This is a genomic window from Bacillus sp. ISL-78 (genome assembly GCF_018613455.1).
Classification (GTDB): domain Bacteria; phylum Bacillota; class Bacilli; order Bacillales; family DSM-1321; genus Peribacillus; species Peribacillus frigoritolerans.
Map to the genome: position 1 here is coordinate 18,284 of NZ_JAGGQC010000002.1, position 16,665 is coordinate 34,948.

20 protein-coding genes are annotated in these 16,665 nt (G+C 41.2%); 10 read left to right on the forward strand and 10 right to left on the reverse strand.

The window, feature by feature from the left end:
- The first annotated feature begins 282 nt into the window (after positions 1-282).
- Entirely contained in the window at positions 283-1,374 is a 1,092-nt protein-coding gene (locus J7I96_RS00545) for an FUSC family protein (protein WP_214923327.1), read from the forward strand.
- A gap of 57 nt (positions 1,375-1,431) precedes the next feature.
- Here J7I96_RS00545 and J7I96_RS00550 read toward each other — a convergent pair whose 3' ends face one another.
- Positions 1,432-1,890, reverse strand: a complete 459-nt coding sequence (locus tag J7I96_RS00550) for a MarR family winged helix-turn-helix transcriptional regulator (RefSeq protein WP_214773569.1) — start codon at positions 1,888-1,890, stop codon at positions 1,432-1,434.
- A 324-nt stretch (positions 1,891-2,214) separates the two neighbouring features.
- Here J7I96_RS00550 and J7I96_RS00555 point away from each other — a divergent pair, with 324 nt between their 5' ends.
- From J7I96_RS00555 to J7I96_RS00575, 5 genes are all read left to right on the forward strand, one after another.
- On the forward strand, positions 2,215-2,853 hold the full coding sequence (locus J7I96_RS00555) for a biotin/lipoyl-containing protein (RefSeq protein ID WP_054397801.1): 639 nt from the start codon (positions 2,215-2,217) through the stop codon (positions 2,851-2,853).
- A gap of 55 nt (positions 2,854-2,908) precedes the next feature.
- Positions 2,909-4,513 (forward strand): DHA2 family efflux MFS transporter permease subunit, encoded by a 1,605-nt coding sequence (locus J7I96_RS00560; protein ID WP_396020040.1) that lies wholly within the window; start codon positions 2,909-2,911, stop codon positions 4,511-4,513.
- Positions 4,514-4,531: 18 nt separating this feature from the next.
- On the forward strand, positions 4,532-5,062 hold the full coding sequence (locus tag J7I96_RS00565) for an NAD(P)H-dependent oxidoreductase (protein ID WP_214923322.1): 531 nt from the start codon (positions 4,532-4,534) through the stop codon (positions 5,060-5,062).
- Between the two features lie 13 nt (positions 5,063-5,075).
- A complete protein-coding gene (locus J7I96_RS00570) occupies positions 5,076-5,423 on the forward strand; it encodes a hypothetical protein (protein ID WP_214773571.1) in 348 nt (115 codons plus the stop codon).
- A 293-nt stretch (positions 5,424-5,716) separates the two neighbouring features.
- On the forward strand, positions 5,717-6,634 hold the full coding sequence (locus J7I96_RS00575; protein ID WP_214923321.1) for an EamA family transporter: 918 nt from the start codon (positions 5,717-5,719) through the stop codon (positions 6,632-6,634).
- 76 nt (positions 6,635-6,710) lie between these two features.
- On the opposite strand, the gene J7I96_RS00580 is transcribed toward J7I96_RS00575, so the two are convergent.
- The 5 genes from J7I96_RS00580 to fabL all read right to left on the reverse strand — a co-directional run bounded on the left by J7I96_RS00580 (position 6,711) and on the right by fabL (position 10,990).
- On the reverse strand, positions 6,711-8,459 hold the full coding sequence (locus J7I96_RS00580) for an ABC transporter ATP-binding protein (protein WP_311315199.1): 1,749 nt from the start codon (positions 8,457-8,459) through the stop codon (positions 6,711-6,713).
- Between the two features lie 241 nt (positions 8,460-8,700).
- On the reverse strand, positions 8,701-9,231 hold the full coding sequence (ntdP, locus tag J7I96_RS00585; RefSeq protein WP_048685440.1) for a nucleoside tri-diphosphate phosphatase: 531 nt from the start codon (positions 9,229-9,231) through the stop codon (positions 8,701-8,703).
- Positions 9,232-9,464: 233 nt separating this feature from the next.
- The gene (locus J7I96_RS00590) at positions 9,465-9,719 is read right to left on the reverse strand and encodes a YgaB family protein (protein ID WP_214773573.1); all 255 of its coding nucleotides are present in this window, start codon (positions 9,717-9,719) and stop codon (positions 9,465-9,467) included.
- Between the two features lie 161 nt (positions 9,720-9,880).
- Positions 9,881-10,159: a gamma-type small acid-soluble spore protein gene (locus tag J7I96_RS00595; protein ID WP_048685445.1), complete on the reverse strand. Its 279-nt coding sequence runs from the start codon at positions 10,157-10,159 to the stop codon at positions 9,881-9,883.
- An 81-nt stretch (positions 10,160-10,240) separates the two neighbouring features.
- A complete protein-coding gene (fabL, locus tag J7I96_RS00600) occupies positions 10,241-10,990 on the reverse strand; it encodes an enoyl-[acyl-carrier-protein] reductase FabL (RefSeq protein ID WP_048685448.1) in 750 nt (249 codons plus the stop codon).
- Positions 10,991-11,057: 67 nt separating this feature from the next.
- Between fabL and J7I96_RS00605 the strand changes: the two genes are divergently transcribed.
- Positions 11,058-11,282 (forward strand): hypothetical protein, encoded by a 225-nt coding sequence (locus J7I96_RS00605; protein WP_034305377.1) that lies wholly within the window; start codon positions 11,058-11,060, stop codon positions 11,280-11,282.
- 213 nt (positions 11,283-11,495) lie between these two features.
- Here the strand turns inward: J7I96_RS00605 and mutY are convergent, their stop codons facing one another.
- Entirely contained in the window at positions 11,496-12,614 is a 1,119-nt protein-coding gene (mutY, locus tag J7I96_RS00610) for an A/G-specific adenine glycosylase (RefSeq protein ID WP_214923319.1), read from the reverse strand.
- 209 nt (positions 12,615-12,823) lie between these two features.
- Here mutY and J7I96_RS00615 point away from each other — a divergent pair, with 209 nt between their 5' ends.
- The gene (locus J7I96_RS00615) at positions 12,824-13,801 is read left to right on the forward strand and encodes a metal-dependent hydrolase (protein WP_214773575.1); all 978 of its coding nucleotides are present in this window, start codon (positions 12,824-12,826) and stop codon (positions 13,799-13,801) included.
- A gap of 48 nt (positions 13,802-13,849) precedes the next feature.
- Here the strand turns inward: J7I96_RS00615 and J7I96_RS00620 are convergent, their stop codons facing one another.
- Positions 13,850-14,116: a YfhJ family protein gene (locus tag J7I96_RS00620; protein WP_096339008.1), complete on the reverse strand. Its 267-nt coding sequence runs from the start codon at positions 14,114-14,116 to the stop codon at positions 13,850-13,852.
- A gap of 113 nt (positions 14,117-14,229) precedes the next feature.
- Between J7I96_RS00620 and J7I96_RS00625 the strand changes: the two genes are divergently transcribed.
- Positions 14,230-14,385 (forward strand): small, acid-soluble spore protein K, encoded by a 156-nt coding sequence (locus J7I96_RS00625; protein ID WP_034305387.1) that lies wholly within the window; start codon positions 14,230-14,232, stop codon positions 14,383-14,385.
- Between the two features lie 41 nt (positions 14,386-14,426).
- On the opposite strand, the gene J7I96_RS00630 is transcribed toward J7I96_RS00625, so the two are convergent.
- Both J7I96_RS00630 and recX read right to left on the reverse strand, forming a co-directional pair.
- A complete protein-coding gene (locus J7I96_RS00630) occupies positions 14,427-14,738 on the reverse strand; it encodes a YfhH family protein (RefSeq protein WP_214773577.1) in 312 nt (103 codons plus the stop codon).
- 75 nt (positions 14,739-14,813) lie between these two features.
- A complete protein-coding gene (gene recX / locus J7I96_RS00635; protein WP_214923317.1) occupies positions 14,814-15,611 on the reverse strand; it encodes a recombination regulator RecX in 798 nt (265 codons plus the stop codon).
- Between the two features lie 126 nt (positions 15,612-15,737).
- Here recX and J7I96_RS00640 point away from each other — a divergent pair, with 126 nt between their 5' ends.
- Positions 15,738-16,658: a TIGR01777 family oxidoreductase gene (locus J7I96_RS00640; protein WP_214923352.1), complete on the forward strand. Its 921-nt coding sequence runs from the start codon at positions 15,738-15,740 to the stop codon at positions 16,656-16,658.
- Positions 16,659-16,665 lie beyond the last annotated feature (7 nt).

The following is a 16,665-nucleotide window of genomic DNA, read 5'->3' on the forward strand; positions in this document are numbered from 1 at the left end:
CAGCCTTTTCCCGTCATATACCTCTGGGATCGTCTTCAAATGATTGAAAAACAATGCTGAAAGAAAGCAAGAAATTGCCTATCGTTTCTTTATATATTAAACTTGATTTTAACTATTGTAACTCTTAGGAAATTCCTGTATATTACTTTTTGTTTACATCATCTTATTTTAGTGTAAAGTACTAACAAATAAGTTAGAATACAACTTTAAGCAAAGGCCTATAATTAATAGAGCCCTTGCTTTCCAGATCCATTACAACACAAAGAAAGGATTAACCCATATATGAAGTTTGGTGCCCGCATTCTCAAAACAGGAATAGCAATAGTTTTAGCGCTTTACCTATCGGAACTGCTTAACCTTCCTGCTCCTGTCCTTTCTGGGATTGCTGCAATTTTTGCAATACAGCCGACCATTTACCGTTCATATCAAACGGTATTGGAGCAAATTCAAGGAAATATCATTGGCGCATTGGTTGCTGTCTCCTTCGTTTTGTTGTTCGGAAATGATATTTTTATGATCGGTCTTGCCGTAATGGTTGTCATAACCATCAATTTAAAACTGAAAATGGATAAAACGATTGTCCTTTCCATCGTGACGGTCATTGCCATCATGGAAAGCCAGGACGGGGAATTCCTTAATTTTGCCTTTATTCGTCTCTCATCCGTTTTGCTTGGAATCGTTTCTTCGTTTATCGTGAATCTTGTTTTCATTCCTCCAAAGTACGAAGCAAAGCTTTATACACGCATTACAGATGTAACGGAAGACATCTTGAAATGGATCAGAATCAGCACAAGACATGCTACAGAACACACTTTATTGAAAAAGGACATCAGCCGATTGAAGGCGGAGTTACTCGATTTGGAACATATCTATTCCATGTACAAAGAGGAACGGGAATATTTCAAGAAGAACAGTGTTGCTAAAGCAAGAAAGCTTGTCGTTTATCGGCAAATGATCATAACGACGAAAAAAGCGTTTGAAACCTTGAAGAGAATCCATAAATTCGAGAATGAAGTATATCAAATGCCTGAAGATTTCCAACGGAGCATCTTACAGCAGCTTGATTCCTTGATCCGCAAGCATGAGCAGTTGATCTTACTGCATATCGAAAAAATCAAGTCAATCGAGGAGATTGAAGATTGGGACCAGGATTGTTTAAGCCGTAAAGAACTGCTCGCCCATTTTTTCGAACAGCAGAATCAAGTGGACGAAATGCATGATAACCTAGGCCATCTCTCTGCCCGCCTTGTACCATTGATTTCTGCAGTCATAGAATATGACGAACAATTGGAACACCTTGAAAAGCTGATCGTCAGCTTCCAGTCCTTCCATAAGGAAGATAACGAAATATCTGTCCACTATGAAGAAGATTAAAAAAAGACGGTTCCCGGGAACCGTCTTTTTTCGTCTCTATTTAGAGCATGCCCTCATTCAATCATCCAAAAGGTTCTTATCGGCAGCCTTTTCAATCGTATCCAATTTCTTCAAAAGATCCTGCAGCTCTTCTTCCGAGAATGAATTGAAGTTCTTGCCCATCAATTCGTTATGCTCCGCGAGGACTCTCCCCAAAATCGCTTCCCCAGCCTCTTTCAATTCAAGGTTGATGACCCTGCGATCCTTATCAGAGGGCTGCCGTTTCACATAATCCATTTCGACCAACTTATCTACAAATACGGTAATCGCACTTGGCTTTACGGTTAAGAAGTCAGCCAGCTGGGTCGATTTAATTGACCCCTCTTTTTTCAATATCAATAAAATGAAAAACTGAGGCGATGTTAATCCATAAGGCTGAAGATTTTTTGCTACGATGGCCCTAAGCTTCTTCCTGATCCGAAAAATCTGCATTTCTATACTATTAGTTACTTCCCATTTAAATTCCAGCCTTCTCACTCCTTATATAGGACAATCCTACCTCTTAAATTTAATTAAATGGCATTCCAATGTCAACTTTACTTTCCATATATCCTTAAAACTAAAAAAAATTCAAATTTTTACTATTTCACTGTATTTATTTCCCACCATTTTTCCGAATAAATTACATGACAAAAAATAATTAAACTGGTAAACTCTTTACTTAATAATATTAATACTTATAAAAATTAATATTTATTAAAATTAATAAATAAACATTAGAATGGGAGGATGTCATTTCTAGCTAATGAACGTTAATCAAAAAAGAAATACAATATCAATATTTTTTTGGAGGCGAAACAAGTGAATAGAGGACGTTTAGTTTTAATCAATGTCATTGGTTTGGTTATTATAATAGCGGTATTGGCCGGTGGGGCTTATTACTATTATGAAAGCACGAATTTCATTAAAACGGATGAAGCGAAAGTGTCAGGTGAGTTATATACCATCGTTGCCCCCGCTGCCGGTAAACTAGCAGATTGGGACTTGCACGAAGGAGACAGTGTAAGTAAGGATGACAAAGTTGCCAATGTAACCACCTTAGACGGTAAAGAAGCGGTAAAAACCGCAGCACAAGGTACGATTGTTAAAACACAAGTGCATGATGAGCAGCTTGTTCAAGCAGGTCAAACGCTAGCTCAAACCATCAATATGGAAGATCTGTCCATAACGGCTAATATTGAAGAAAATAAATTGAAGGATATCGAAAAAGGTGACAGCGTCGATATTATCATCGATGGAGATCCCGATACGGTCTTCGAAGGTACTTTGGAACAGATCGGTTATGCTACAACGTCTGTCTTTTCAGTGATGGGCAATCAAAACAGCAGCGGGAACTATACGAAAGTCACTCAAAAAGTACCAGTGAAAATTTCCATCAAAGCACCATCCGATAAAGTTCTGCCTGGCATGAACGCAGAAGTGAAAATTTCGACTAAATAAACCGGCTACACAGTTATACAGAAAGGAGGCTTTTCTTTAAATGGCTTCTCAAACCATCACAGTAAATGAAAACAGGGGAATGAAACAGTTTGCCCCCATGTTAATTATCCTAATGCTAGGTTTGTTCATGGTCATTTTGAATCAAACCCTGCTTAGTGTCGCCATGCCTAGGATGATGGCAGAGTTCAATGTAGCTGCGACTACGATTCAATGGTTATCAACTGGATTCATGCTCGTGAATGGAGCCTTGATCCCGCTTTCCGCTTTTTTAATAGAACGGTTCGGCACGCGCATTTTATTCCTGGCTGCCATGTTTCTATTCACCGTCGGGACATTCATCTGCGGTATCGCACCAAACTTCCCCGTCATCCTTACAGGACGGCTGATTCAGGCCGCTGGCGGCGGAATCCTGCAGCCTTTGGTCATGACGATCATTCTTTTCATCTTCCCTCCGGAAATGCGCGGGAAAGGAATGGGGATCTTTGGACTTGCCATTATGTTTGCCCCTGCAATCGGCCCGACGTTATCAGGTTGGGTCATTCAGGAATATAGCTGGCGTGTCATGTTCTACGCAATGGTGCCATTAGGCATGATCGTCATGACACTCGCCTTTTTAAGTATGCGTAATGTAGCGGAACCAAGGAAAATCAAATTGGATTTGCTGGGTGCCACTCTATCCTTGCTAGGAGTAGCATCATTACTATACGGTGTCAGTGAAGCAGGTTCCAAAAGCTGGACGGATCCCATCGTTCTGGGAACGATCATCATTGGGCTGATCCTTTTGACGCTTTTTGTGGTTCAACAGCTAAAATCGGAAACACCTATGCTCGACTTCCGTGTATTTAAGTATGATATGTTCGTATTATCCAATATCATTTCTGCAATCGTCACAGTGGCCATGTTTACCGGGATATTCTTATTGCCTATATATTTGCAGACTTTAAGAGGCTTCACACCAGTTCAATCCGGCCTGTTGATGCTACCCGGAGCCCTTGTGATGATGGTGATGTCACCCATTTCAGGAGCATTATTTGACAAAATCGGACCTCGTCCATTAGCACTAATTGGGTTGGCGATCACTGCCGTCACAACCTTCGAATTCGCTAAATTGACTACGGAAACAACCTATTCGACTTTGGTCATCATTTATGCCATCCGCGCACTTGGAATGTCTTTACTGATGATGCCAATCATGACTGCTGGGATGAATCAGCTACCCAAGCATTTGAATACACATGGTACGGCAATGAGCAATACGCTGAAACAAGTGACCGGAGCCATTGGTACGAGCTTCGTGACGACCATTTATACAACCCGTGCTTCTTTCCATGGAACTGCTTTAGGAACGGAAATGAGTACGAGTGATCCCGGTTTTGTTCAGAATTTCCAAACTATCGTTCAATCCATCATGACTTCGATGAATCAAACTAGTGAACAGGCACAGGAAACTGCCATGTCGCTGATTTCTTCTCAAATCCAGGGTCAGGCAAATGTAATGGGAATCAATGATGCATTCTTTTGGGCAACAGGCTTCGCAATTGCCGGCATCGTTCTCTCACTATTTTTGCGCGACGTTCGGAAGGATAAAGCAATGAAACAAGCTAAACAAGAACCTTTGGATGTACCTTTGCTTCCTTCACCAGTAAAAAAATCGGTTTAATTAAATGGAGGAATTAAAATGAAGATCTATGTTGTTTACGACAGTGAAGGTAACCATACGAAAGCACTTGCCGAATCAATAGCTCAAGGAGCCGCTGCGGTTCCTGGGGCTGAAGTTCTCATTGACCATGTAAACGAGGCTGATGTTTATAAGCTTCAGGAAATGGATGCGATCATTTGGGGCTGTCCCGGTCATTTCGGAACCATCAGTTCGAGTTTGAAAACATGGATCGATAAACTTGGGTATCTATGGGCGGAAGGTGCGCTGATCAATAAAGTGGGTGCTGTGTTCTGTACCACGGCCACCGTACATGGCGGAATCGAGGCTACCATGCTGAACTTAATCACCCCTATGCTTCATCAAGGCATGATCATTGTCGGCTTGCCCGGCACTGTCCCGGAAAATGCCTTATATGGTTCCTACTATGGAGTAGGGATAAGCTGTCCGCCCGGTGTGGATGACAATATCACCAAAAATGACTTAAAGCTTGGAGAAGCATTAGGAAAACGGGTAGCCCATGTCACCCGTTCATTCATAAACGGGCTCTAGGAGGCTTGATTAAATGGGCATAATTCTAATTATCATCGTTGCCATATTAGCGGTTACGGGCTTAATCACATTCAATATCAAAGCCTTATCACCTGAAGGTAAGCCGCCTGCAGTCGAGGAAGAGAATTCGTCGGATTCATCCGCTTTCCCTACAGCAGATGAATCCATTACCGAAATCATCACCCCGACAGACAATGATGAATTGAAAATGAAAGATCAAGATTATCGGTTGGCACTTTCCAAGCTACACAAACAAAAACCAAATGAAGAGCAAACTTCAGAAAAAAAACCTGATCTTCGCAAAATGAAAGACAAGGAATACCGTGGTACATTGGAAGACTTCCGACAGAATGGCGATTGAAACACGCCCCCCATCCGGCTTATTTGCCATTTGGGGGTTTTGTTTTATATGCCATGATTGGATCTTCTCTTATCTCTGCGGCCACCTTCAACTTAGTGATTGACGTACAGTCTTTAACTTTATTTTCTGGTTGACAAATATTCACAAAGACTTTAAGCTAAGGTAATGCAACGCATACAATTTGTTAAACTCAGCTTTTGTTGAGAGACGGAATTTTAAAAGGATTTCCTTTTTTCGTTCGTCACTTGCCTTTTTGGCAGGTGGCGATTTTTATTTTTATAGGGGTGAAAAATATGCAACTTTTGAAGTATTCCATAATGGTCTTAATCGGTTCGATTTCATATGGCACTTTATCCACCATGATGAAGTTTGGATTCATGGATGGCCATTCTTCTGGAGAACTGGTCGGCAGTCAATATCTTGTCGGTTGGCTGATTGTCTCCGTTATATTTCTCTTTTCGTTTAAATATAAAGTTTCATGGAAGAGTGCCGGATTACTTTTAATCACGGGCATGATGTCCACTTTCGTCGGAAAGGCATATGCCGTTTCCGTATCCGAGCTTCCCGCTTCCATTGCCGTTGTTTTTTTATTTCAATTTACCTGGATAGGCGTCCTTATTGAAAGCTTCTTAAATAAAAGACGCCCGGATAAAAATAAACTCATTTCCATTTTCGTTCTTTTCATCGGTACATTATTGGCAGGGGCAATCTTTGGTCAGCCTCTATCTGGCCTAAGCCTAAAAGGCGTATTGTTCGGACTATTGTCTGCATTGCTTTTTGCGCTGTATATGTACTGCAACTCTCAATTCGCTGTTGGGGAATCTTCCATGAAACGGCTGTTTTTCATTGCAACGGGTGGTATGCTGACTGCTGTATTCACGACTAACCCCGTCACACTTGTGACGAATCTTGTCCAGACGAACTTATGGTACTACGGTCTGCTGCTTGGCACATTGGGTGTTTTAGTTCCTTTCTTTTTCTTTGCTGTCAGTTTGCCGAAAGTGGGGGTCGGGCTTGGAACGATTCTTTGTGCTGCAGAACTGCCTTCAGCGATGGTCGTTTCCGTCATCTTCTTGAATGAACAGGTTACGTCACTGCAATGGTTCGGGATGTGCTTGATCATCGTCGGCATCGCCTTGCCTGAGGGAATAAAACATCTGCCGCATTTCCTTCCTGGAAAAAAAACGCTGCATGAAAAAAGGATTTCATAACGTTCATGCACCAGTTCGTATCAGAAAAGAAGACCATTCCTTTAGCGGAATGGTCTTCTTTTTTATCTTGGATTCCTTAAGAATCCAATTGTTGTACTTGAAATAGGTTGTAGTAATGCCCTTGCTTTTTCATAAGTTCTTCGTGTGTTCCCATTTCCGTAATTTCCCCATTATCGATATGAATGATCCGATCGGCATGGGTGATGGTTGATAACCGATGGGCGACAATGATCGTGGTCCGGTTTTTCGCCAAAATATCCAGCGCCTCCTGGATAAAGTGTTCACTTTCCAAATCCAATGCCGAGGTGGCTTCGTCGAGAACAAGGATTGGCGGGTTTTTCAAAAATACCCTCGCAATGGCCACCCGTTGCTTTTGGCCCCCGGATAATTTAACTCCCCGCTCCCCGACTTTCGTTTCATATCCTTCTTTTAGACCCATGATGAAGTCATGGGCATTCGCCGCTTTTGCCGCTTCAAATACTTCTTCATCACTTGCATCAGGTCGTCCCATAAGGATGTTGGCCTTAACCGATTCACTAAATAAGATATTGTCCTGTAGAACCATTCCTATTTTATCTCTTAGGCTGCGGACTTGATATTTACGGATATCCGTCCCATCCAATAATACCCTTCCCTCCGTCACATCATAGAAACGGGAAATCAAACTGACGATCGACGATTTCCCGCCGCCGCTCATACCGACAAGTGCAATGGTTTCCCCTGGTTTAACATCCAAGTTTATATGTTTCAAAACGGGTGCCTCTTTCTCGTCATAAGCAAACGATACATCCTGAAAGGTTATTCGGCCATCTACATGCTTCAGCTCTTTCGCCCCTGGTTCGTCATCGATATCATACTTCTCATCCACAAACTCAAAAACCCTGTCCATGGACGCCAATGTCTGGGTCATTGTCGTCGAAGAGTTAACTAAACGTCTGAGGGGATTATATAGCCGGTCAATGAAACCGACGAAAGCAACCATGGTACCCAGTGACAATTGTTCATGAATGACCTGATAACCGGCAAATCCTATCACGAGCAAGGGCGCAATATCCGTGATCGTATTCACGACAGCAAATGACTTGGCATTCCAGCTCGTATGCTTTAGGGCCTTATCGAGGAAATTCTTGTTCTGCTTCGCAAACAATTCCTGTTCCCTGTCTTCTATCGCAAAGCTTTTGATGACTGACATCCCTGAAACCCGTTCATGAAGGTGACTCTGTACATCCGCTAAGGCTTGGGACCGAATCCTTGTATAGGTTCTCAACTTGCCAAAAAAATGCTTAATCGAAAATGCGTAAAATGGAAGCATGATGATGGATACGATGGTTAATTTCACGTCCATCGTAAACATGATGACTATCACTATGATGATCGTTGCGATATCGAGCCAAAGGTTCATCAAACCCGTGATGACAAAGTTCTTCGTTTGTTCCACGTCCGTGATCATCCTTGAAATGACCTCGCCCACCCTTGTATTGGAATAATATTTAAAACTCAGTTTCTGTATATGAGTAAATAAATCATTACGAATATCATATAAGATTTTCGTTCCGGTCCATTGAGCGAAATATTGTCTGTAATACTCAATCGGCGGTCTAACTGCAACAAAAATGAATATCATGATGGCCATCGCCCATATAAGGCGTTCGGACTTCACCGCTTTGGACAGATCACCGTTTCCGATGATGTCATCCACTATATACTTACTGAGCAATGGAAGCAAAAGCGGAATCGCGAACTTTAGCATTCCAATCAGTACCGTTCCGATTATCTGCCATTTATATGGTTTGACGAATTGCAAATATCTCTTAATGCTCCCCACGGAATTCCTCCTTTTCTTAATCAATAAATCCAAATGCTAAAAAAGCCAATAACGGTCAATTGGGAATCTTATATGCACTATTCAATTATATTTTCCTTTTCGGTAATTAACTATCAATAGGATCACTTTCATAAACATTTGTAGGAGGTTTAATGGTTCCTGCGCCTAGAAAGATTTAATCAGAAGTGTAGGTACGATACACAATGAAAAAGCCTGCCAATTATGCAGCAGGCCTTTTCTATCATCGATAGGTTAAAAAGCGTTCATACCAACTATCAATAAACTCTGCGGAGAATGGTCCTTTTCGCTGGCGTATCATATAAATCAAATAGTCTACGTTCTGTTTCAATATTGAATCGATGGCATCCGGGTAATTCATTTCTTTCCGATGCCTTTCATATTCATCCTCATCCAGCAAATTAAACGTCATATCTGGGAATACTTTAATGTCCAGGTCATAATCAATGTATTTCAATGCTCCCGAATCGTATGTGAACGGCGAACTGATATTGCAATAATAATAAACCCCGTCCTCTCTCAACATACCAATAACATTAAACCAATACTTTGAATGAAAATAGCAAATCGCCGGCTCTCTCGTAATCCAGGTCCTTCCATCTGATTCCGTTACCATAGTACGGTCATTCGCTGCTATCACCAGATTTTGGGTCCCTTTTAAAACGGTTGTCTCTTCCCAGATACGATGGATATGTCCATTATGTTTATAGCTATGGATTTGGATTTTTCCTCCTTCGGCAGGAACAATCCCCATTTATCTCTCCCTACTTTCTATAGACACCCTGACAGCGTACTGTGCCCTATTCCGTTTGCAGTTGTTATGTGTATTTAAAATATATACTTTTTTCCATTTACCCTATATTCCTATATTATAGCGATTTATTCATAAATTTAAAACAAAAGTGGCTAATCTCCCAGTGAAAATGTGTAAATAAGTCGAAAAAGTCTGACCATCCACCCATTTCATCTAAGAAATTAGCCGGTTATTTATCGTATGGCTGCCTGTCCTTGCTGAAAATAACGGATGACTTCTTCCGTTTGCTGTTCGAACATTTCATGGATATTTTTCAATTCCTGCTTTTTAAGTTGAATCTCTTCCTGAATGGTGACCGCTTCACTCTCCTCTTCAAGGGCAAGGAGTTGCTTCTCTATATCTTGGCATCTTTCGATTTCGGATTGTAAAAGTAAAAGCTTATCCATCGTTTTCAACTGGTTGTTTATAAGCCGGTTAAATTCCTCCATGAATGCACCTTCCTAATCTGTATTTTTTCTATAGTATGTATATTCTATTTTTATCAGCTTTCTCCTTTGACATAAAATGTAAACACAACGAAACATTTGTCGAATTCAATGGAAGCCAAAAAAAAAACACCCTTCATAAGAAGGATGCTTTTCATCGGCAATTAGCCTTGGTTTTTATTGCTTTGAGATTTTTGGTTTTGTTGTTTCACTTCTTGAACGTTAGTTTCAGAAGCAAACTCTGTACCGAATTGGCCTTGTGCTTGACCTTGGCCTTTTCTTTGTTGAGATTGCGCGTTTTGTTGTCTTACTTCTTGAACGTTAGTTTCAGAAGCAAATTCTGTACCGAATTGGCCTTGGCCTTGCTGAGATTGCGCGTTTTGTTGTCTTACTTGTTGAACGTCAGTACCTGCTTGTGATTTATTCATGTTGTTTTTAGCCATTGATATCACCTCCACGATAATAAGATAACCATTATCCAGGAGTGCTATCCAACAAAAATCATTTAAATTTTTCCAGTTATATTAAACAAGCAATGAAATGCCTCCATCAACTATTACGGTTTGTCCACGAATCATCCTGGCTCCATCGGAAATTAAAAACAGGATGGTATTAACCATATCTTCCACCTCGACCATCCGTCCAGCGGGAGTCTGTTCTGCCGCCTCAGCAAGCATTTCATCCCGATTCGGGAAAGACTTCAGGGCATCCGTATCGATCACACCGCCTGAAACGGCATTGACACAAATATTTTTAGCAGCCAATTCGACCGCTAAATATCTTGTCAGGGCTTCAAGCGCAGCTTTGGAAACTCCAACAGCTGTATAATTTTTCAAATAGCGAATGGATCCTAACGAACTGATGCTGACGATTTTCCCCCCGCCGTTCCTCTCCATTAGTTTCGCCGCTTCCTGTGCGCAGAAAAGGAGAGCTTTTGTATTGATGTCCATGGTCCAGTTCCAATGGGATTCCTCCAGCTCCATCAATGGACGCTGGACGCCAGAGGCCGCATTATTGATGAAAATATCCAACCTTCCGTAATAAGCATCGATTTCCTCGAACATGCTTTTCACTTTCGCAACATCACCGACATTTGCCTTAACTACAAGGGCTTTTCGCCCCAACGCTTCAATTTCGGCTGCCACTTCTAATGCTTTCGACTTGCTCCGGGCATAATTAATAACGAGGTCGTAACCCTCCTCTGCAAGCCTTATTGCCGTACTTCTGCCTAAACCTTTACTGCTACCTGTAACGAGTGCCACTTTTTGTTCCATTCGTTTATTCATCCTTTCTGAGTAAACACCGAGTAATAAAAATCATTTTTTAAGGAGTGTTACTGTTATGTATGTTGGACGTGATATGACTGAGTTGTCGATGATGAAAAAATCGGATTGGGAAAATAGTGAACTTGCCTATTTTCATCACTCCCTTCAACAAATGGTACCTTATTTAAACCAAGAAGGACAGAGTATCCATAGCGAAATCGTCAAAGAAATTGAAAATAGAGGCGGACTTAACAGGCAAGAAGCCGATTATACTCATGGAACGAAAACCAGTTACGAATGATTTTATACGGATATTGCTTTAAAAATCAACAAAGGGAAGAGGATATCCTATAGGATATCCTCTTTTATGCATATATCACGATTTCATTATAAGGCGTTATCGCCATGGCACAAATCAAGGCTGTCCCCCAATATTGTTAAGGAATATTTCATCGTACTGAAAAAATTGAATGAACCGATTTACTCATATTTCCATAAAAAGCAACTAAACCGCTTATTCAATGTACTCTTTTTCTTTATACGCCTTCATCATTTTTTGGTGGGAGACCGGAAATGCCAACTCCTCCATCTCTGCTTCACTCACCCACTTAAGTTGCTGTTCTCTCAGCGTCTCTTCAGCAATATTCTCTTTGACCACACCGATATACGTGTCCACTTTCCAAACGAGATGTGAGAAAACATGTTCAATTCTTACAAGTGATTCAGTGATTTCTGGTTTGACGCCATACATTTCCTTAAACCGACTCTCGAAGAATTCCCTCTTATGCAAAAGGGATGAATGGTTTTCGAAATTCGGATATTCCCAAAGATTAGCTAGCAATCCTTCTGATGCTCGCTTGTGAATCAAGAATTCACCTTTTTCATTCGTTAAAACGGCAGCTACAATTGGTACATCCCTTGTTTTTTTCTTTTGGATTTTTACCGGCAATTCCGACTGAACCCCCGCTTCAAATGCTAGACAATGACTTTGAACGGGGCATAATAGGCAGGCAGGCTTACCAGGTGTGCAGATTAATGCTCCAAGTTCCATCAAGGCTTGATTGAAGGCAGAGGTATGTTCATGATCAATCAGCTTCCTGACGGCAGCTTCAAATGTTTTTCTTGTCTTTGGCTTTGCTATGTCTTCATATATCATTAATATCCTTGATAAAACACGCATGACGTTTCCATCAACGGCTGGCTCCGGCTTGCCGTATGCGATGCTTAGAATCGCACCAGCAGTATATGGGCCGACACCTTTCAATTTGGAGATTTCCTCGGGTTCATCCGGCACAATCCCATTGTAGGATGCCTTCACTTCCTGAACGGCACTATGCAGATTCCTTACACGCGAGTAATATCCCAGCCCTTCCCAAGCTTTCAGGACCTTCTCTTCATCCGCATTGGCAAAGTCCTCTAGTGTCGGGAACCATTCGATGAACCGATTGAAATAAGGAATCACCGTGTCCACTCTCGTTTGCTGCAGCATTATTTCAGAAACCCAAACGCGGTATGGGTCCTTATTTTCCCTCCATGGCAATTCTCTTTGTTCTTCGAGAAACCAGGAAACCAAATCTTTTTGAAATTCATCGATTTTTATTTTTTCTATTGTCGGGATCGTTATTTCTTTCACATCAGTTCCTCCAAAGATGTTACACTCTAATCAAAATTGGGAATACCTATAGTAGGCCATTCTTTTTTTAATATCATGTTCATATCCATTTATTTGTAACGGGTCACTTCAAATAAGTCAAAATTATATTCATTTGATGGTTATTATATAAATACGGTATGATGAAAGAAAGACCATTTTCTTCAAATTGTGGCAGGGAGGTTAATTTTTTGGATACAGGTACTCACTTTGTCATGGGAATTGCTCTTGGAGGTCTTGCCACATTAGATCCAGTCATTGCGCAGAGCCCAGTTACTGCAAGTGCAGTCATAGCAGGTACGATTTTGGGATCACAAGCTCCAGACATTGACACCGTTTTAAAATTAAGGAATAACGCTGTATATATACGTAACCACCGTGGAATCACGCATTCCATTCCCGCTGTTTTACTTTGGCCCTTGATTATCAGCGGGGCAATTTTCGCCATCATACCTGAAGCAAATTACCTTCATCTTTGGCTTTGGACCTTTTTAGCCGTATTCCTTCACGTATTCGTGGATATATTCAATGCTTATGGGACCCAGGCTCTTAGGCCGATTTCGTCAAAATGGGTAGCTTTAGGAGTCATCAATACATTCGATCCATTCATTTTTGGAATACATGTTGCAGGCCTGATATTATGGGGCTTCGGATTTCCTCCAGGCTATTTATTTCTTTCCATTTACGGGATACTTGTCATTTATTACATTTCCAGGTTCAGGGAACAAGCTTTTATAAAAAGAGTGGTCAAACAGCAAATTCCTGGAGCAAGGAAAATTCTTTTATCCCCGACCATGCGTTTTCACCGCTGGAAAATTGCGGTGATTACCGAAAAGAATTATTATGTGGCACGAGCCGATAAGGGATATGTGACGATTCTAGATACTTTCGATCGAGTGCCATTGCCTGAAAGTGAAATTCTCGAAGCCGCCAAGAAGGATATCAACTTGGCAGCCTTTCTGTCCTTTTCTCCGGTTTACCGCTTCGAAATCGAACAGATAAAAGAATATTATGAAGTCCGTTTTATCGATTTAAGATATCGCAGCAATGGATATTACCCGTTTGTGGCAGTGGTTCACTTAGACAGCGAATTGAATATCTTGAATTCTTATACCGGCTGGATCTTTAGCGAAGCGAAGCTGCAGAAGAAGTTGAATATTATTTTGTAGGATATTGAAAAAGAGCTGATTCCAGGAACTCCTCTGGAATCAGCTTTTTTAATGCAGTCGATTCTGCTGATTTAATAACTGCTTATATTTAGGATTCTTTGCAATGAATTCATGGAATTGCTCACCGTAGTTATCAATCCAGGTCCTTACAACGCGCGATGTCATTTCTTCACCGGCATATTCATGCCCAGCCTTTGCATAGGTCGCTTCGAAATCTTCCCATAATAATTCCACCCAAGTCAAAGCTTGTTCATACGTGATGTGTTCATTTTTCTCAAGCAGTATCTTGGTTAATCTTTCATGGTAATCATTCATTAGAACCACCTCATTGCCAATATTTTTACAGAATGAACTATACTGTCCCATACCCATACTAGTTGTAAGCGGAAACGCTTCTTTCTTTAATCTGATGCTTGGAGGAGAAAAATTTGCGAAATAAACAAAAAGGATTCCCCAACCAAAACAATAACAAATTCCAAGGCGAGCCTCGTGCAAAGGCAAGATATGCTTCAAAGCGTGCAGATGGAAGTATTAATACACACCCTCAGGAAAGAATGAAAGCTTCAAACGAGCGATCGAATTAAAAGGTACATCTGAAGGAATCGGGTACTTCCCCGGTTCCTTTTTATTTAAGCATTGAAATCGGGAGTGCTTCTTCCTTACCGCTACCGCCCAAGCGGTAACCCCAAGCGAATACGCCGTTCATATAATCAATTTTGAAATAGACACCGGGATCTCCGTCAATTTGATATATTTCACCTTTCTTGAAATCATCAGGATTTAACAAATAGGCCTTGGCCATCGTCACTTTTCGTTCCAATACTGAATATTCATTAACCATTCCCAATTGCTCTGCTTTTCTCGCTTTTTCAGTCAACGCTGCGATTTCTTGTTGCAGTTCATAGGCAGACAGCTTGCTGTATCTTACTTCGCTCATATATATGACTCCTCAAATGAATAATTAATTTACTTCTATATTAAACAAAATTTTGTGATTTGGCTATTGATGCACTTATTCCCCATCAGGATTGGAAAGATAACGCTCAATCAATTCTATTGGAAAACCTTTTCGGTATAATGCCTGCTTCATTTTTTGTTCATATTCGAAGCCTTCATGGTTTTTATAGCGGCGTTGCATTTTTTCGGCATGGTGGCAAAGAGAATCCCATTGTTCATCTTCATCCTTTTCAACCGTCACATCTTCAAGTGCTTCATGGATGACATCTCTAGGGAAACCTTTCCGTAACAAGGTTTGTTCAACCTTCAGCCTTAACGCTCGTTCGGAAATGTTTTTTTCTTTTTTGACCGCTTTTCCAGCGAGATTCCTTGCATGTTCAATTTGAATATCATAGGGGTATTCCTTCAATGCCTCGACAATCAACTTATCCTGCACCCCTTTTTCCTTAAGCTCAAGCTTAAGGGTAGTGGGCCCTTTATTCCCTCCATTCACATGGGTCCGTACGTAAGCCTTGGAAAATTCAAGGTCGTCTAAATAGTTAAAACTGTATAGTTTATGTACCGCTTCCTTAATGATCGGCTCTTCCGTTTCCTTCTTTTTTAAATAAAGGCGAATTTCCGATTCCGAGCGCATCCGGTATGATAAATAATTAAGTGCATCGGTAAATGCTTTTTGGATTTCATCATGGAATTGTATTTCGGCCAAAAGCAGGTCATCAAGTTCCATACCCTTTTTCAACTGAAATTTCAATAGCACTTCTTCGTCTACACTGAAGGCATATTTTTCCTCGACGAAGATGTTATAACGATCTTTACGTTTCTTCTGGGTTGTTATTTTTGTTATGTTTGGCATAAATCCACCCCCCACACCTACTTTACCCCTTTACGTTTACCATTTCTATATGTAGCATGCCTAAAAATGAAAAAAGAACATGGGCATGTTAAAGTGAAGGAAAGACAGGGAAAGGAAGTGGTTTCCATGAAAATAGCCATTGCTGGTGGAAGCGGTTTTGTCGGCACAGCCCTTATTGATGAATTATCAAAAGAAAACCATGAACTATATATATTGACCCGTCATCCCGAAAAATTTAAAAAACGGACTAATTTGATATATATCGGCTGGTTGACCGAGGAGGCAACGCCGGAAATGCACTTGGAGGGGCTCGATGTGTTCATTAACCTTGCTGGTGAATCCCTGAACAGCGGCCGTTGGACACCTGAACGAAAGCGCCGGATTGTCGAAAGCAGGATTGAAGCTTGCAAAGAGATGAACCGGATCATTTCCATACTCCCCGATAAAGTGTCCGTCATCATCAATGCAAGTGCAATCGGATATTATGGTATTTCGGACGGTGAGACCTTTACCGAAACCTCTGAATCCATTGGTGATGATTTCTTGGCCCGTACTGTTCAACTATGGGAAAAGGAAGCGGCTAAATCACGCTCTTTCAGTAAAAGGTTGATCTTTACAAGATTCGGGGTGATTCTTGGAGAAAAAGACGGAGCACTGCCAATGATGTCCTTCCCCTATAAACTATTTGGCGGAGGAAAGATTGGCAAAGGGAATCAGTGGCTTTCCTGGATTCATATCCATGACGCGGTCCGTGCAATCATCTTTTGCATGAATGATTCTAGGATAGAAGGTCCAGTCAATTTTACGGCGCCGAACCCCGTTCAGATGGATACATTCGGTAAAACGATAGGAGCTGTCCTGCACCGGCCCCATTGGTTAACTGTCCCTCCTTTCTTCCTCAAGAAATTGTTGGGGGAAATGAGCATCCTTGTACTTGAAGGGCAAAATGTCCTTCCCACTAAACTTAAAGAGGAAGGTTTCACCTTCTCCTTTCCAACCCTTAAAGAAGCCTTACAAAATATCTTAAAAGAAGATTCCCACGTATGAAAGGGTC

Bases quoted from the DNA above. Each gene is read 5' to 3' on its own strand.
- J7I96_RS00570 (WP_214773571.1), top strand. From the start codon at position 5,076: ATGGGCATAATTCTAATTATCATCGTTGCCATATTAGCGGTTACGGGC.
- J7I96_RS00605 (WP_034305377.1), top strand. From the start codon at position 11,058: ATGTATGTTGGACGTGATATGACTGAGTTGTCGATGATGAAAAAATCG.
- J7I96_RS00630 (WP_214773577.1), bottom strand. From the start codon at position 14,738: ATGAGCGAAGTAAGATACAGCAAGCTGTCTGCCTATGAACTGCAACAA.
- J7I96_RS00640 (WP_214923352.1), top strand. From the start codon at position 15,738: ATGAAAATAGCCATTGCTGGTGGAAGCGGTTTTGTCGGCACAGCCCTT.
- J7I96_RS00565 (WP_214923322.1), top strand. From the start codon at position 4,532: ATGAAGATCTATGTTGTTTACGACAGTGAAGGTAACCATACGAAAGCA.
- J7I96_RS00545 (WP_214923327.1), top strand. From the start codon at position 283: ATGAAGTTTGGTGCCCGCATTCTCAAAACAGGAATAGCAATAGTTTTA.
- fabL (WP_048685448.1), bottom strand. From the start codon at position 10,990: ATGGAACAAAAAGTGGCACTCGTTACAGGTAGCAGTAAAGGTTTAGGC.
- J7I96_RS00595 (WP_048685445.1), bottom strand. From the start codon at position 10,159: ATGGCTAAAAACAACATGAATAAATCACAAGCAGGTACTGACGTTCAA.
- J7I96_RS00590 (WP_214773573.1), bottom strand. From the start codon at position 9,719: ATGGAGGAATTTAACCGGCTTATAAACAACCAGTTGAAAACGATGGAT.
- J7I96_RS00575 (WP_214923321.1), top strand. From the start codon at position 5,717: ATGCAACTTTTGAAGTATTCCATAATGGTCTTAATCGGTTCGATTTCA.
- J7I96_RS00620 (WP_096339008.1), bottom strand. From the start codon at position 14,116: ATGAATGATTACCATGAAAGATTAACCAAGATACTGCTTGAGAAAAAT.
- ntdP (WP_048685440.1), bottom strand. From the start codon at position 9,231: ATGGGGATTGTTCCTGCCGAAGGAGGAAAAATCCAAATCCATAGCTAT.
- recX (WP_214923317.1), bottom strand. From the start codon at position 15,611: ATGCCAAACATAACAAAAATAACAACCCAGAAGAAACGTAAAGATCGT.